Genomic DNA, 15,575 nt, shown 5'->3' on the forward strand with positions numbered 1-15,575 from the left:
CACTTTGAACAGAGATGGGTGCACTATGAGCAATTTGAGGCAAGAGTTTATCGCGTTTTCCGTACAGGCGGGAGTGCTGAAATTCGGCGAGTTTACGACCAAAGCAGGGCGGCAATCGCCCTATTTCTTCAACGCCGGCCTGTTCCATGACGGCGCGACCTTGGCCCGCCTGGCCGACTTCTACGCCCAGACCCTGCTGGACTCCGGCGTTGAATTCGACATGCTGTTCGGCCCGGCCTACAAGGGCATCACCCTGGCCTCCGCGACCTCGATGGCGCTGGCAGGCAAAGGCCGCAACACCTCCTTCGCCTACAACCGCAAGGAAGCCAAGGACCACGGCGAAGGCGGCACCCTGGTGGGCGCCAAGCTGACTGGCAAGGTTGTCATCATTGACGATGTGATCTCGGCCGGCACTTCGGTGCGCGAATCCGTGGAGATGATCCGCAACGCCGGCGCCGAGCCTTGCGCCGTACTGATCGCGCTCGACCGCATGGAGCGCGGCGGCAAGGATGGCCAGATGTCCGAGCTGTCGGCGGTGCAGGAAGTGAGCAAGAACTACGGCATCCCGGTGATCTCGATCGGCAACCTGTCCGACCTGTTTGCCTACCTGTCGGCCGATCCGTCGCTTGCACAGTACAAGGACGCGGTAGCCGCATACCGTAGCAAGTACGGCGTGGAATAAGCCACGCTGGCGCCAGCCGGGCGTTGTGCTAGACTGTGATTGCTTCCTTACAACATTTAGATCGAGGAAAGTAATGAACATCGCAACGCTCAAGGTGTACGGCGACGAAAGCGCGGTCGCAGACGTGCGGGACGGGCTCCCCAGCGAGCCCGAAAGCGACTGGAAGAAGGGCGACACCAGCCCGACCGGCCGCACCCGCCTTGACCACGGCTTTTATGCCACGCTGGGCACCGACCCCGATCCGGACGGCCTGATGCGCAAGGTGCGCGCCTACCTGCACGAATGCCAGGCGCGCGGCATCACTTTCGATGTGGCGCCGATCCAGGCTGAATTGCGCGTTGCTTTCGCCCCCGCCGCGCCCAGCCAGGGCGCTTCCACCCTTGATTTCACGCTGGCCGACCTCTCGCTGTTGCTGGAGATGGGCATCGCGCTGAGCATTTCCTCGTGACCGCATGAACCGATTCGCCGAAGACCGCTTCGCCACATTCAAGGGGCGCAATGGCGCCGAACGCAAGATCCATATCTGGGAGCCCGAAAAGCCTGCGGCCGGCGTGCTGCTGGCCATCCACGGCGGACTTGCGCATGCGGGCGACTATGTGACGCCGGCGCTGTATTTCAAGCAGCACCGTTTTGCTACCGTGGCGTTCGACCTGTGCGGACATGAGAATGCGCGCCGGGTGGATATTCCGGACTTCGGGGTATTTATCGAGGAAGTGGAACTGTTCCTGCATTGGGTCAAGCAGCATTACCCGGGCGTGCCCGTGTTTATCATGGGGCATTCGATGGGAGCGCTGATTGCGACGCTCTTCGGGCTGGAGAGGCTTGAGCGTGATCCGCTGGTGAAGGGCTTTGTGCTGTCGTCGCCTTATTACGTGAATGCGATCAAGGTGCCGGCGGTGCTGGAGAAGCTGTCCGGCGTGCTGGCGGCGCTGGCGCCGACCATGAAGGTGCCGATGGCGTCGCTGACCGATGTGCTGACGCATGATCCGTCGATTACGGCGCGTCATCATCGCGACGAGGCGGACGATGTGCGGGCGCGCGAGTGCACGGTGCGGTTTGGCGTGGCGCTGCAGGGCGCGCAGAAAGGTCTGGCGGAGAAGATGCCGACCTGGCGCTGGCCTTTATACGCGGTCGTTGCTGGGGATGACAAACTGGCTGATCCGAAGGCTACCTTGGACCTGCTGGCGATGATTGATCCCAAGCTGCTGGAGTGCCATGTACAGCATGAGAACTATCACGAGAATTTCAATGAGGTGAATCGCGAGGAGATCTTTGCGGATATTCTTCGCTGGATGTGCGGGCACCTGCCAAAACCGGTAAACCAGGGTCAGACACAAGTGTCTGACCCTGTATGATCTCGCGGCCGCGGTGTTGGTTCTAGTCCTTTGACTTTTGTCGAAGATCAAAATCGCACAACCGCAACCCCTGGCTGTGCCGCAGACGGGGCCTGACCCTGCGGGTCAGACCCAGGATTACAGGGTTTAAGAAGCCAACTTCTTCTTCAGCAGCTCGGTCAGCTGGGCCGGATTGGCCTTGCCTTTCGAGGCTTTCATCGCCTGGCCGATCAGCGCGTTGATGGCCGCTTCCTTGCCCGCGCGGTACTGCTCAACGGACTTCTCGTTGTTGGCAATAACCTCGTTGACGATAGCTTCCAGCGCGCCGGTGTCGGAAATCTGCTTCAGGCCTTTCTGCTCGATGATCGCATCGACCAGGTTCGGGTCTTCCGACTTGGCTTCCCACATTGCGCCGAATACTTCCTTCGCGATCTTGTTGGAGATCGTGCCGTCGGCGATGCGCTTCAGCATGCCGGCCAGCTGCGCAGGCAGTACCGGCGCTTCAGTGATCTCCACACCTTCGCGGTTCAGGGTCGACGACACATCGCCCATCAGCCAGTTGGCGGCAGCCTTGGCGTTCTCCTTGCCTGCTGCAGCAACCACGGCCTCGAAATAGGTGGCCATGCCCTTGGAGGCGGTCAGTACCAGCGAATCGTATTCCGGCAGCTTGTACTCTTCCACGAAACGCGCGCGCATCACGGCCGGCAGTTCCGGCATGGATGCCTTTACACGCTCGATCCAGTCGGCGCCGATGGTCAGCGGCGGCAGGTCCGGATCAGGGAAGTAGCGGTAGTCCTGCGCGTCTTCCTTGGTGCGCATTTCGCGGGTGACCTTCTTGTCCGGATCGTACAGGCGGGTCGCCTGCACCACCTTGCCGCCGTCTTCGATCAGTTCGATCTGGCGCGCGACTTCCACGTGCACGGCTTCTTCGATGAAGCGGAAAGAGTTCAGGTTCTTGATTTCGCAGCGGGTGCCGAATTCCTTCTGGCCTTTCGGGCGCACGGACACGTTGATGTCGCAGCGGAACGAGCCTTCCTGCATATTGCCGTCGCAGATGCCCAACCACATCACGAGGCCGTGCAGGGCCTTGCAGTAAGCCACTGCTTCGGCTCCGGAGCGGATCTCCGGTTCGGAAACAATCTCCAGCAGCGGGGTGCCGGCGCGATTGAGGTCGATGCCCGACATGCCGTGGTAGTCCTCGTGCAGCGACTTGCCTGCGTCCTCTTCAAGGTGAGCGCGGGTCAAGTTCACGGTGCGCGTGACGAACTGGCCGTCCTTCTCGAAGCCGAAGGTCAGCTGGCCGCCCTGGACGACTGGATCTTCGAACTGCGAGATCTGGTAGCCCTTCGGCAGGTCAGGGTAGAAATAGTTCTTGCGGGCGAAGATCGACTGCGGGGCTACTTTGGCGCCGACGGCGAGGCCGAAGCGGATCGCACGGTCGACGGCTTGCTTGTTCATCACTGGCAGCACGCCTGGCAGCGCCAGGTCGACCGGGCTGGCCTGGGTGTTTGGTTCGGCGCCGAACTTGGTCGGCGAGCCGCTGAAAATTTTGGAGTCGGTAGTGAGCTGTACGTGGTTCTCAATACCGATGACGACTTCCCATTCCATATTCTTTTCCTTAAATCGAAGAAGGCGCGCGTTTATGCCAGTCAGTAGCTTGCTGGAACTGGTGGGCCACATTCAGCAGCTTCGCTTCAGCGAAGTAGTTGCCGATGATCTGCAGGCCGACCGGGCGGTTGGCGTTTATCTCACCTTCGCCGAAACCGCAAGGGATGGACATGCCAGGCAAGCCTGCCAGGCTGGTGGACAGGGTGAAGATGTCGGCCAGGTAGTTCGCTACCGGATCGTCTGCCTTCGAGCCCAGGTCCCAGGCCACGGTCGGTGCCACTGGACCCATGATCACATCGCACTGGCTGCCCAGCACATTGGCGAAGTCCTGCGTGATCTTGCGGCGGATCTTCTGCGCTTTCAGGTAGTAGGCGTCGTAGTAGCCGTGGCACAGGATGTAGGTGCCAACCATGATACGGCGCTGCACTTCAGGGCCGAAGCCTTGGGCGCGGCTCTTCTTGTACATGTCCTGCAAATCCTTGTAGCCCTCGGCGCGGTGGCCGTAGCGCACGCCGTCAAAGCGCGACAGGTTGGACGAGGCTTCCGCCGGGGCGATCATGTAGTAGGCAGGGATCGACAGCGCGGTGTTCGGCAGCGAAATGTCGACCAGCGTGGCGCCCAGTTCCACGAACTTGGCCAGCGCGGCGCGCACAGCCTTTTCGACGTCGGCAGCCAGGCCTTCGCCGAAGTATTCCTTCGGCACGCCGATGCGCAGGCCGGCCAGCGGCTTGTCCAGGTCGCGGGTGAAGTCTTCGGCAGCGTTGCCTTGTTCAGCGGACAGGCTGGTCGAATCGCGCTCGTCGAAGCCGGTCATGGCCGACAGCAGCAGCGCGCAGTCTTCCGCAGTTTGCGCCATCGGGCCTGCCTGGTCGAGCGAGGAGGCGAAGGCGATCATGCCGAAGCGCGAGGCGCGGCCATAGGTTGGCTTGATGCCGGTGATGCCGCAGAAGGCTGCAGGCTGGCGGATCGAGCCGCCGGTGTCGGTGCCCGTCACGCCAGGAGCCAGCCGGGCTGCCACGGCTGCGGCAGAGCCGCCCGAGGAGCCGCCTGGAACGGCAGACTTGTCCCACGGGTTTTTCACTGCGCCGAAGGCCGAGTTCTCGTTCGAGGAGCCCATGGCGAATTCGTCGCAATTCAGCTTGCCGAGGGTGACCATGCCGGCGTCCTGGAATTTCTGCACCACGGTGGCGTCGAACGGGCTGACGTAGTTGGCCAGCATCTTCGAGCCGGCGGTCGAGCGCCAGCCTTTGGTGACGAAAATGTCCTTGTGTGCGATCGGCACGCCTGTCAGCGGGGTGGCGGTGCCAGCTGCGATGCGCTTGTCGGCTTCTTCGGCCTGGGCCAGCGTCAGTGCGCGGTCCACGTGCAGGAATGCGTTCAGGTCGCTTTTTTCAATTCGGTCCAGGAAGTGGGTCGCCAGCTGGACAGCGCTGACTTCCTTTTTTTGCAGGAGCTCGGACAGCTCTTTGATTGTTTTGGTGTGCATTCGTTTTCCTCTTTAAACCAGTAAACCGGTGTCAGACCCGCAGGGTCAGACACCAATACGCGGCAGTTGCGGGCCGGGTGTCTGACCCTGCGGGTCTGACACCGCCTTACCGGTTTTACTCGATCACCTTCGGCACCAGGTACAGGCCATCTTCAGTCTTCGGCGCCACTTGCTGGTATTCCTCGCGGCGATTCGGTTCGGTTGCCACGTCTTCGCGCAGGCGCAGGGCAACCTGCATGGCATTGGCCAGCGGGTGGGACAGCGGGGCGACGCCCTCGGTGTCCACGGCCTGCATCTGCTCGGCCAGCGCGAAAATGCCGTTCAGCTTGTCCAGCATATTGGCGGAATGTTCAGCGTCCATCTCCAACTGGGCCAGTTTGGCGATGCGTTCAACGTCGTTCAGTGTCAGGGACATGGAATTGTCAAAATGTAATTTATTGGATTGATTGCCTATCACCAGTTAAATCGCGGCGAACGCCGCATAAATCAACGGTTGCGTGCTCGCACAATAGAGTGGATTTAGGGCAAATAACCTGTAGATTATAAGGTACAATCGCGGGTTAATGCGCTGCTGGTGCTGAACACCCGCCTGGCCGCATCTGACCGGATACCTCATATATAACGAATTTTGCGCACAGCGCCCTACAGGACACTCATGTTTGGTTTTTTACGTCGCTATATCTCGTCTGACCTGGCTATCGACCTGGGTACGGCGAACACCCTGATTTACGTCCGCGGCTCCGGTATCGTGCTGGACGAGCCTTCCGTCGTGGCGATCCGCCAGGAAGGTGGTCCAAACGGTAAGAAAACGATCCAGGCCGTTGGTAAAGAAGCAAAACAGATGCTGGGCAAGGTACCCGGCAACATCGAGGCGATCCGCCCGATGAAAGACGGCGTGATCGCCGACTTCACCGTCACCGAGCAGATGCTGAAGCAGTTCATCCGCATGGTGCACGACTCCAAATTCTTCCGCCCATCGCCGCGTATCATCATTTGCGTGCCTTGCGGCTCGACCCAGGTGGAGCGCCGCGCGATCCGTGAATCGGCCCTCGGCGCGGGCGCATCGCAGGTGTACCTGATCGAAGAGCCAATGGCAGCGGCGATCGGCGCCGGCCTGCCAGTGTCCGACGCGACCGGCTCGATGGTGGTCGACATCGGCGGTGGCACCACCGAAGTGGGCATCATCTCGCTGGGCGGCATGGTGTACAAGGGCTCCGTGCGCGTGGGCGGCGACAAGTTCGACGAAGCGATCGTCAACTACATCCGCCGCAACTACGGCATGCTGATCGGCGAACAGACCGCCGAAGCGATCAAGAAGGCCATCGGTTCCGCTTTCCCAGGCTCCGAAGTCAAGGAAATGGAAGTCAAGGGCCGCAACCTGTCGGAAGGCATCCCGCGCTCCTTCACCATCTCGTCCAACGAGATCCTGGAAGCGCTGACCGACCCGCTGAACAACATCGTCTCCGCCGTCAAGAACGCGCTGGAGCAGACCCCGCCGGAACTGGGTGCAGACATCGCCGAAAAGGGCATGATGCTGACCGGCGGCGGCGCCCTGCTGCGCGACCTGGACCGCCTGCTGATGGAAGAAACCGGCCTGCCGGTGCTGGTGGCAGAAGACCCTCTGACCTGCGTGGTGCGCGGCTCCGGCCTGGCGCTGGAGCGCATGGACCAGCTGGGGTCCATCTTCTCCTACGAGTAAGGTTGAGTAAAAGGGCAGCGGAAGCTGCCCTTATCAATTGGAAGACATGGAATACAGTCCACCGCCACTGTTCAAGCAAGGCGCGTCCGCCCGTTTCAAGATGATGGTGTTCGCGTGCATTTCGATTGCGCTGCTGCTGGCCGATTCACGCGTGAATGCGCTGACGGCAGTCCGGCAGGGCGTCGGCTTTGTCCTCTATCCCTTGCAGAAGATTGCGTTGCTGCCGCGCGACGCCATCAGCGGCATGGGCGACTACTTCTCCACGCTGTCGAAGCTGGAGAAGCAGGTCAGCGTGCTGCAGCAGCAACAGATCGCAGCTTCGCAGGCCTTGCAGCAGGCGCAGCTCTACCAGGCTGAGAACAACCAGCTGCGCAAGCTGCTCGATGCGCAGCAGCGCGTGCCTGGCAAGTCGCAGCTGGCTGAAATCCTTTACGAAGCGCGCGATGTTTTCACGCGCAAGGTGATCCTCAACCGCGGCATCCAGCATGGCGTGTCTGCCGGCTTGCCGGTGATCGATAACCAGGGCGTAGTGGGGCAGGTGACGCGCGTGTTCCCGTTCACTTCCGAAGTGACCCTGCTGACCGACAAGGAGCAGGCGATTCCGGTGCAGATCCTGCGCAACGGCCTGCGTTCGGTGGCGGTTGGCCGCGGCCAGTCGGGCAACCTCGATTTGCGCTTCATGGCGCCGACAGCGGACGTGGTGGTCGGCGATATCCTGATTACGTCCGGCATCGACGGCGTCTATCCGGCCGGCCTGGCCGTGGCGCGCGTGGTGCAGGTGGAGAGCAATGCCAGCGGCGCCTTCGGCCGCGTGGTGTGCGCGCCACTGGCCGGTACCGAGCGCAATACCGCGCTGCTGATCCTGATGTCGCTGCCGGAAATGCCGCCGCGCCCTCCGGAAGAAGAGCCGGCCGCCAAGCCGCCGAAGAAGAAAGACAAGGAAAAGGTCAAGGCGGAAGCTGCAGAAGCGCCGAAGGAGGCAACCCGATGAACCGTCCACAATACATCCTGCTGCCGGTCAGCCCGCTGTTCATTTTCTTCAGCCTGTTCTGCGCGGTGCTGCTCAACATGCTGCCGTGGGGCCGCTTCTTCGCGGCGCCGGACTTCGTGGCGCTGACGCTGGTGTTCTGGGGCGTGCACCAGCCGCGCAAGGTCGGCATCGGCACCGCGTTCTTCCTCGGCCTTCTGATGGACGTGCACGACGCTTCGCTGCTGGGCGAGAACGCCCTGGCCTATACGCTGCTGTCCTATTTCGCCATCATGCTGCATCGCCGGATCCTGTGGTTCCGCGTGACGACGCAGATCCTGCACGTGCTGCCGCTGCTGCTGCTGGCGCAAACCGTGCAGATGGTGGTGCGCTTCATCGTGGCCGGCAAATTCCCTGGCTGGTTCTTCTTCATTGAAAGCGTGGTGGCAGCGCTGTTGTGGCCATTGGCGACCATGCTGTTGCTGGCGCCGCAGCGCCGCGCCGTGGACAAAGACCACACCCGCCCGATCTGAGCATGACCGAGTTCAAGAATACAGAGCAAGACCTGCACCGCTTCCGGGTGCGACTGTCCGTGCTGGGCGGGCTGGTGTTCTTTTGCTTTTCGCTGCTGCTAGCGCGCTTCATCTGGCTGCAGATCATCAAGCATAATGACTACATTGCCAAGGCCGAGGATAACCGCATCGCGGTGGTGCCGATCGTACCGAGCCGCGGCCTGATCCTCGATCGCAACGGCGTGGTGCTGGCGCGGAACTACTCTGCGATCACGCTGGAGATTACGCCCTCCAAGCTGGCCGCGCCGATGGAGGACGTGATCGACGAACTGGCCAAGCTGGTGGAGATCACCACCAAGGACCGCCGCCGCTTCAAGAAGCTGATGGAAGAATCGAAAAGCTTCACCAGCGTACCTCTGCGCAGCCGCCTGAGCGACGAGGAAGTGGCGCGCTTCGCCGCCAACCGCTTCCGCTTCCCGGGCGTCGATATCCAGGCTCGCCTGTTCCGCCAGTACCCGCTGGGCGAGGTGGCCTCGCATGTGGTCGGCTATATCGGCCGCATCAACCAGGCTGAATCAAAGGCGCTGGAAGGAACCGAGTACGAAGCCAATTACAACGGCACCGAACATATCGGCAAGGAAGGCCTGGAAAAGAGCTACGAACGGCAACTGCATGGCGTGACCGGCTACGAGGAAGTGGAGCGTACCGCCGGCGGCCGCGCCATCCGCACGCTGTCGCGCACGCCTGCGACGCCGGGCTCCAACCTGATCCTGTCGATCGATATCGAACTGCAGAAGATCGCGGAAGAAGCTTTCGGCGAATACCGCGGCGCGCTGGTGGCGATCGAGCCGAGCACCGGCGACGTGCTGGCTTACGTCTCGCGCCCCGGCTACGACCCCAACCTGTTCGTGGACGGTATCGATGCGCAAAGCTGGAACGAACTGAATACCTCGCTCGACAAGCCGCTGATGAACCGGCCGCTGTCCGGCACTTATGCGCCGGGCTCCACCTTCAAGCCCTTCATGGCGCTGGCGGCGCTGGAAACCGGCAAACGCACCACCAGTCAGGCGATTGCGGACCCGGGCTTCTTCTACCTTGGCACCCACAAGTTCCGTGACGACGTGGTGGGCGGGCACGGCATGGTCGACATGCGCAAGTCCATCGTCGTGTCCTGCAATACTTACTACTACATGCTGGGCCGCGACATGGGCATCGATTTGATCCATGATTTCATGGCGCCGTTCGGCTTCGGCCAGCTTACTGGAATTGATCTGGAAAACGAGAAGAAAGGCGTGCTGCCGTCTCAGGAATGGAAGCGCCAGCGCTTCAAGAAGAACCCGGCGGCAGGCAAATGGGTGGGCGGCGACACGATTTCGGTCTCCAACGGCTCCGGCTACAACAACTACACGCCGCTGCAGGTGGCGCACGCGGTGGCCAACCTGGCCAATAACGGCGTGGTCATGAAGCCGCACCTGGTCAAGATCCTTGAAGACGGCGGTACCCGCAAGCGCACCCTGACCGTGCCCAAGGAAAGCTACCGCATCCCGCTCAAGCAGGCCAACATCGACTTCATCAAGGATGCGATGGTGGGGGTGACCACCGAGCCTGGTGCGACCGGCTACCGCGCCTTCCTGAATGCCGGCTATAGCGTGGGCGGCAAGACCGGCACCGCGCAGGTGGTGGCGATCAAGGCCAATGAAAAGTACAACGCCGCGCGACTGGATGAACGCTTGCGCGACAATGCCTGGTTTACCGCCTTCGCACCGGCAGACAAGCCGAAGATCGTGCTGGCGCTGATCGTGGAGAACGCAGGCTTCGGCGGCGCCGTGGCCGCGCCGATTGCGCGTAAAGTGCTGGACTATTGGCTGCTGGGCAAGCGCCCGACGGAAAAGGAAACGACGCCGGTGCCGAAGGAAGATGCGGTCACCGTGCCGGTGGAAGACCTGCCTGAGGCGGACGTCGATGCCGCTGCCGAGCGACGCGCGCAGCAGCAAGGCCAGGCAGGTGGACAGCCGGCAGCGGCAGCGCCGCAGACGCCTGCACCGGTGCCGCAGGCGCCAGCGCCGGCGGACCAGAAGCCGCCGGCCGGCCCGTCGCGCAAGAGAGAATAAAGGAGGCAGCATGCCAATCAATGAAAGGCGTTCACTGTGGCGGCGCATGCGTCCGTACGTGACGGTATTCGATGGCCCGCTGATGCTGGTCATCGTCCTGCTGCTGGCGACCAGCCTGGTCGCACTGTATTCGGCCAGCATCGGCATTCCCGGCAAGATCGAAGACCAGTTGCGCAACATCGCCATGTCTTTCCTGGTGATGTGGTTCGTGGCGAATATTTCGCCGCAAAACATGATGCGCATTGCGCTGCCGGCCTATGTGGTGACGATTTCGCTGTTGCTTGCGGTGGCCCTGTTTGGCACCATCAAGCTGGGCGCGCGGCGCTGGCTCAACCTGGGTTTCGTGCAGATCCAGCCTTCCGAATTCGCCAAGATCGCAGTGCCGCTGATGCTGGCCTGGTACTTCCAGCAGCGCCACGGGCATATGCGCTGGCATGCATATGCGCTGGGCGCGGTACTGCTGCTGGTGCCGGTGTTCCTGATCGCGCGCCAGCCCGACCTGGGCACGGCGCTGCTGGTGGTGGCGGCCGGCGCCTGCGTGATTTTCCTGGCCGGCCTGGCGTGGAAAGCCATTCTCGCGCTGGTGGTGATGGGCGCTGCCTGCCTGCCGGTGGCCTGGTCGATGATGCACGATTACCAGCGCGAGCGGATCATGACGCTGATCGACCCGACGTCCGACCCTCTGGGCAAGGGCTTCCACATCCTGCAGTCGACCATCGCCATCGGCTCCGGCGGCGTGACAGGCAAAGGCTGGACGCAGGGCACCCAGGCCCACCTGGAGTTCATTCCCGAGCGTACCACCGACTTCATCTTCGCCGTGTTTTCCGAGGAGTTTGGCCTGATCGGCAACCTGGTGCTGATGTTCCTCTACTTGCTGCTGATCGGCCGCGGGCTGATGATCGCCTCGGGCGCTCCGAACCTGTTTACCCGCTTGCTGGCGGGCGCGATCACGATGATTTTCTTTACCTATGCCTTCGTCAACATGGGCATGGTGAGCGGCATCCTTCCGGTAGTGGGCGTGCCACTGCCGTTCATAAGCTACGGCGGCACTGCGCTGCTGACACTCGGATTGGCATCGGGCATCCTGATGTCGATCCAGCGACATAGAAAGCTGGTGCAAACTTGAAGAAGCACGCAATCCGACTCCTGCCGCTTGCGGCAGCCGCACTGCTGGCCGCTTGCGGTACCACGCAGACCGACTCCACTTCGCGCAAGCCGCCGTCGCCCGTGACGGCCAGGCCGCAACCGGGCATTCCGGTGCTGCCGGCGGCTGGCTCGGGGCGCGGCGCCTACTACCAGGACGACGGCCCGGGCGACAACCCGCCATCGGGCTTGCTTGAGACGCCTGATGCTGAGGTGCGCAACGATCCTCTCGCGCCTTACTCCAATCGTCCTTACGTCGTCTTTGGCAAGACCTACAAGCCTATCCCGCTTGGCTCGGACTTCAAGCAGCGCGGACTGGGCACCTGGTATGGCAAGAAATTTCATGGCCAGCGCACCTCGTCCGGCGAGATCTACGATATGTACAAGATGACGGCGGCGCATCCGACGCTGCCGATTCCTTCTTATGCACGCGTGACCAATGTCTCCAACGGCAATTCTGTGGTGGTGCGCATCAATGACCGCGGGCCATTCCACTCCACCCGAATCATCGACGTTTCCTATACGGCGGCGCTGAAGCTTGGCCTGCTGGTCAACGGCATGAGCCAGCTTGAAGTGGTGCACCTGCCGCCGGCCGAGATCGAGCGCATGATCGCGGCGCGCAAGGCTGGCGGCAGCGCAGCGGCCACCGCTTCGGTGACGACGCCCCAGGCGCCGCAAAGCATGCCGAAGGCGGCGCCCATGCTGGCGTCCTCCAATGGCGACGAAGCCAGGCCGGTGTTGCTGGGCGGTGCAGGCGAGCAGGGCTTCTACCTGCAGCTGGGTTCTTATGCACGCGAGGACGGCGCCGACGGCCTGCGCAAGCGGCTGGAAGCAAGCGACGCCAGCCTGAAGCTCGACGTCGAGCAGGCTGGAAAATTCTACCGGTTGTTCGCCGGCCCTTACGCGAGCCGCGAAGATGCGCAGGCAGCCGGCAAGGCGCTGCCTTCAAGCCTGAAGCTCAGGCCTATCGTTATCGAGCGCTAGAGCAGGAACGGGTTTCCTGCTCGGGAAACTTGGCGGTGATCTTGGCGATGCGCGTCCTGGCGTCTTCGCTGAGGTCGCGGAACTGGAAGTACACCTGCTTGCTGCTGGTGTAGCGCGGCGCCACGCGGGCCGTTTGCACGCCTTGCTTGACCAGCGCGGCCAGTTGCGCCTGCGCGGCTGCCTCGGTGCGGAATACGCCCAACGAGATACCCCATCTCAGCGGCGAGCTATCGTTCAGGATGAAGAAATTGGTGACGCCGAGTTCACGCAACTCGTCCGCCTTCTTTTCGGCGGCAGCGCGGCTGGCTTGCGGCGGGATGTGCACGATGTAGCTCGACACTTCCTGTTCGGCCACGTTGCGGCGCTGCTGGCGGTCGCCCAGTTCCAGCGGCGCCAGGCGGTTTTCAAACTTGCGCGCCTCGTCCAGCGCGAAGTTGCCCACTTCCACGCAGGCGACGGTGGCCGGCTCGTCGCGCGGTACCGGCGGTGGCGGGGCGAGTGCTGCTACCGCGCTTTCGGCCTTGCTGGCGCTGATCAACTGAAGCTTGTCGGCATTCTGCTGCTTTTGCAGGCGTCCAGGTTCATGCTCGTTGCCGCTGAATTGGCCGAGGTAGCCCTCGCCGTACGCATACAGCGCGGCATTGGCGACCAGCAGCAGGGCAAATATCAGTTTCAGCACGGGCGCTCCATACGGGTCAGGCGCTGCGCAAGGCAGCGTGCAGTCCAATCATCACAATGTTCTCGACGTGGCGGTGCGGCACGGGGACCGCTGGCGCGACGTAAGGCGCGGCGCCGCCGGAAATAATACATTCTACGGCCTGGTGCAGCTCGAACGCGCGTTCAATCGCACCGGCTTGCGCGGCCAGGCAGCCGGACAGGATGGCGTCGTCGGTGTTGTCGGCGAAGCCTTCCGGCAGCTTGCCGGGCTTGATCTGCGGTAGCTGGGCAGTGTTCCTGGCCAGCGAGGTGGCCATCAGGCCCAGGCCCGGCAGGATCATGCCGCCCAGGAAAGTGCCGTCTGCGGTGATCGCGTCGATCGTGGTGGCCGTACCGCAATTGGCAACCACGATGGCCTTGCCCGGGCACAGGGCGCGGGCGCCGATGGCCGCGGCGAAACGGTCGCAGCCAAGCTGCGCGGGATTACGGTAGGCATTGCGGACGCCGGCACGCTCCGGGATGGAGGCGAACCATTCGACGGCTTGCGGATCGACCTGCAGCTGCGGCGCGGACAGCCAGCCGGCGAGCAGGTCGCGCACGGGCTGGCCGGCCACGTTGGCGACCAGCACGCGGCTGATGCCGGGCGCAGCGGGCGCACCGGCCAAGGCACCGGCCAGTGCCGCCGGGAACTCGGCGGCGTCAGCATGCATGTGCGCACCTTGCACCAGCCAGTCGCCGAGGGCGGCGCCGGGGGCAATGAGCGCCCATTTGATGCGGGTGTTGCCGGCATCGATCAGCAGTTGGTAGCTCATGGCGCAAGCCTCAGCGAAACATCGCCCGACAGCACGGCCACGCGGCCAGCCGGCGTGTCGAGCAGCAAGCGGCCCTGGTCATCCACGCCGGCGGCCAGGCCTTCCTGCTGGACTTCGCCCTGGTCGAGCAGCCGTACCGGCTGCCCGCGCCAGGCCTGCAGCGCGTTCCAGCGTTCGGTGAAGGCGGCAAAGCCGGTAGCGTCGAATTCCGCCAGCACCGCACACAGGCGGCTGAGCAATTGCGCCAGCAAGGCATTGCGGTCCATCTGCGCCAGCCAGGGGGCCGAGGATACTTCGCGGCCGATGGCCGCCTCCATCTCGTCCGGCATCAGCAGGTTCATGCCGCAACCGATGACGGCCCAGATGGTGCCATCCGGCGCAGCCTGGGTTTCGACCAGGATGCCGGCCAGCTTGGCGCCATCCTTCAGCATATCGTTCGGCCATTTGAGCTGGACGGGCACGCCCAGTCCATTCACGGTCTCGGCCAGCGCCACGCCGACAGCCAGCGGCAAGCCCACCATGCGGTGCAGCGGCGCGCGGAACGGCCAGGCGACGGAGAACGTCAGCGATGCGCCCGGCGCGGAGAGCCAGCTGCGGCCGGCGCGTCCGCGGCCTGCGGTCTGGCGCTCGGCCACGCGCAGCACGGGCCCGCTCAATGCGGCCGCCCCCGTCTGCACCGCGCAAGGCACGCGCGCCAGCAAGTCGGCGTTGGTCGAGCCGGTTTCGTCCACCACTTCAATGGCGACGTGGGATGCGCTGTCGGCGACCAGCGCACGGATTGCCGCAGCAGCGAGCGGTGTTGCATTCATGTTGTGCCCTTGCGCGCCTTGTGCGGCGCCTTGGCGAAAGCCCGGTCGAACAGCCAGTTCGGCAGCGCGCGCAACAAGCGCGCAATCATGCCTGCGCCGAAGGGAATGACCCGGTAGCTGTCGCCTCGCTCGATGCTGCGCGCTGCGGCGGCCGCGAAATCGGCAGGCTGCATCAGGAACGGCATCGGATATTTGTTCTGTTGCGTCATCGGCGTATCGATATATCCCGGCGCAATGGTGACCACCTTGATCCCGCTGCCGCGCAATTCGACCCGCAGCGCTTCGCAATACACCCGTACCGCGGCCTTGGACGCGCTGTAGGCGCCCCCGCCCGGCAGGCCGCGCACACCGGCAACGCTGCCAATGCCAACCAGGCGCGCCGGAGAGCCCTGCGCGCGCATCGGCGCGATGAAAGGCGAAAACGTCGCCACCGTGGCCGTGACGTTGGTGGCGATGATCGATTCGAAGACCGGCAAGTCTTCCGCCAGTTCAGTGATGGTGCCGTGCGAGATGCCTGCGCTGGCGATGACGATGTCGCAGCCGCCGGCATGGGCCAGGAAAGCTTCTGCAGCGCTGCGCAGCGCCGCATGGTCGGTGACGTCGGCCGCGTAGCAGCGGTGGCGCTCCGGATTGGGAAGGGTAGCGGCAAGCGCCTGCAGCGCCTCCGCGCGGCGTCCCAGCAGGCCGAGAACGCAACCTTGGGCGGCGTACTGCGCCGCCAGTGCCGCGCCGATGCCGCTGGAGGCGCCGGTGATGAAAACGCGCTTCAAG

General features: G+C 63.3%; 16 protein-coding genes. 9 read left to right on the forward strand and 7 right to left on the reverse strand.

Features of this window, described 5'->3' with window-relative positions; genetic code table 11:
• Positions 1-25: 25 nt before the first annotated feature.
• The 3 genes from pyrE to ACN9MY_RS06420 all read left to right on the forward strand — a co-directional run bounded on the left by pyrE (position 26) and on the right by ACN9MY_RS06420 (position 2,037).
• Positions 26-682, forward strand: a complete 657-nt coding sequence (pyrE, locus tag ACN9MY_RS06410) for an orotate phosphoribosyltransferase (RefSeq protein ID WP_426168647.1) — start codon at positions 26-28, stop codon at positions 680-682.
• Positions 683-755: 73 nt separating this feature from the next.
• Entirely contained in the window at positions 756-1,130 is a 375-nt protein-coding gene (locus tag ACN9MY_RS06415) for a hypothetical protein (protein ID WP_426321191.1), read from the forward strand.
• Between the two features lie 4 nt (positions 1,131-1,134).
• A complete protein-coding gene (locus ACN9MY_RS06420) occupies positions 1,135-2,037 on the forward strand; it encodes an alpha/beta fold hydrolase (RefSeq protein WP_426337013.1) in 903 nt (300 codons plus the stop codon).
• 126 nt (positions 2,038-2,163) lie between these two features.
• On the opposite strand, the gene gatB is transcribed toward ACN9MY_RS06420, so the two are convergent.
• The 3 genes from gatB to gatC form a co-directional block, all read right to left on the reverse strand.
• Positions 2,164-3,624, reverse strand: coding sequence for an Asp-tRNA(Asn)/Glu-tRNA(Gln) amidotransferase subunit GatB (gene gatB / locus ACN9MY_RS06425; RefSeq protein WP_426337014.1), 1,461 nt, complete (start codon positions 3,622-3,624; stop codon positions 2,164-2,166).
• A 10-nt stretch (positions 3,625-3,634) separates the two neighbouring features.
• The gene (gene gatA / locus ACN9MY_RS06430) at positions 3,635-5,110 is read right to left on the reverse strand and encodes an Asp-tRNA(Asn)/Glu-tRNA(Gln) amidotransferase subunit GatA (RefSeq protein ID WP_426337015.1); all 1,476 of its coding nucleotides are present in this window, start codon (positions 5,108-5,110) and stop codon (positions 3,635-3,637) included.
• Between the two features lie 115 nt (positions 5,111-5,225).
• Positions 5,226-5,525, reverse strand: a complete 300-nt coding sequence (gene gatC, locus ACN9MY_RS06435; protein WP_426168661.1) for an Asp-tRNA(Asn)/Glu-tRNA(Gln) amidotransferase subunit GatC — start codon at positions 5,523-5,525, stop codon at positions 5,226-5,228.
• A gap of 240 nt (positions 5,526-5,765) precedes the next feature.
• Here gatC and ACN9MY_RS06440 point away from each other — a divergent pair, with 240 nt between their 5' ends.
• From ACN9MY_RS06440 to ACN9MY_RS06465, 6 genes are read left to right on the forward strand one after another with little or no spacing between them, the layout of a single operon-like run.
• Positions 5,766-6,809 carry a rod shape-determining protein gene (locus ACN9MY_RS06440; RefSeq protein ID WP_028102363.1) on the forward strand — a complete coding sequence of 348 codons (1,044 nt, stop codon included), beginning with the start codon at positions 5,766-5,768 and terminating at the stop codon, positions 6,807-6,809.
• Between the two features lie 46 nt (positions 6,810-6,855).
• A complete protein-coding gene (gene mreC / locus ACN9MY_RS06445; protein ID WP_426337016.1) occupies positions 6,856-7,800 on the forward strand; it encodes a rod shape-determining protein MreC in 945 nt (314 codons plus the stop codon).
• Positions 7,797-8,309 carry a rod shape-determining protein MreD gene (gene mreD / locus ACN9MY_RS06450; RefSeq protein ID WP_130316749.1) on the forward strand — a complete coding sequence of 171 codons (513 nt, stop codon included), beginning with the start codon at positions 7,797-7,799 and terminating at the stop codon, positions 8,307-8,309. Before mreC ends, mreD begins: the two co-directional genes overlap by 4 nt.
• A gap of 2 nt (positions 8,310-8,311) precedes the next feature.
• Positions 8,312-10,399 carry a penicillin-binding protein 2 gene (mrdA, locus tag ACN9MY_RS06455; RefSeq protein ID WP_426337017.1) on the forward strand — a complete coding sequence of 696 codons (2,088 nt, stop codon included), beginning with the start codon at positions 8,312-8,314 and terminating at the stop codon, positions 10,397-10,399.
• A gap of 10 nt (positions 10,400-10,409) precedes the next feature.
• A complete protein-coding gene (gene rodA, locus ACN9MY_RS06460) occupies positions 10,410-11,525 on the forward strand; it encodes a rod shape-determining protein RodA (protein ID WP_426337018.1) in 1,116 nt (371 codons plus the stop codon).
• Positions 11,522-12,526 carry a septal ring lytic transglycosylase RlpA family protein gene (locus tag ACN9MY_RS06465; RefSeq protein WP_426337019.1) on the forward strand — a complete coding sequence of 335 codons (1,005 nt, stop codon included), beginning with the start codon at positions 11,522-11,524 and terminating at the stop codon, positions 12,524-12,526. Before rodA ends, ACN9MY_RS06465 begins: the two co-directional genes overlap by 4 nt.
• Here the strand turns inward: ACN9MY_RS06465 and ACN9MY_RS06470 are convergent.
• From ACN9MY_RS06470 to ACN9MY_RS06485, 4 genes are read right to left on the reverse strand one after another with little or no spacing between them, the layout of a single operon-like run.
• Positions 12,513-13,205, reverse strand: coding sequence for an SPOR domain-containing protein (locus tag ACN9MY_RS06470; RefSeq protein ID WP_426321201.1), 693 nt, complete (start codon positions 13,203-13,205; stop codon positions 12,513-12,515). The genes ACN9MY_RS06465 and ACN9MY_RS06470 overlap by 14 nt on opposite strands.
• Positions 13,206-13,221: 16 nt before the next feature.
• A complete protein-coding gene (locus ACN9MY_RS06475) occupies positions 13,222-13,995 on the reverse strand; it encodes a type III pantothenate kinase (protein ID WP_426337020.1) in 774 nt (257 codons plus the stop codon).
• Positions 13,992-14,804: a biotin--[acetyl-CoA-carboxylase] ligase gene (locus tag ACN9MY_RS06480; protein WP_426168679.1), complete on the reverse strand. Its 813-nt coding sequence runs from the start codon at positions 14,802-14,804 to the stop codon at positions 13,992-13,994. The genes ACN9MY_RS06475 and ACN9MY_RS06480 overlap by 4 nt, the downstream gene beginning before the upstream one ends.
• Positions 14,801-15,574: an SDR family oxidoreductase gene (locus tag ACN9MY_RS06485; RefSeq protein ID WP_426168682.1), complete on the reverse strand. Its 774-nt coding sequence runs from the start codon at positions 15,572-15,574 to the stop codon at positions 14,801-14,803. Before ACN9MY_RS06485 ends, ACN9MY_RS06480 begins: the two co-directional genes overlap by 4 nt.
• Position 15,575: the final 1 nt, after the last annotated feature.

Origin of the sequence: Pseudoduganella sp. R-31 (genome assembly GCF_049913235.1) — a bacterium.
Classification (GTDB): Bacteria; Pseudomonadota; Gammaproteobacteria; order Burkholderiales; family Burkholderiaceae_D; genus Rugamonas.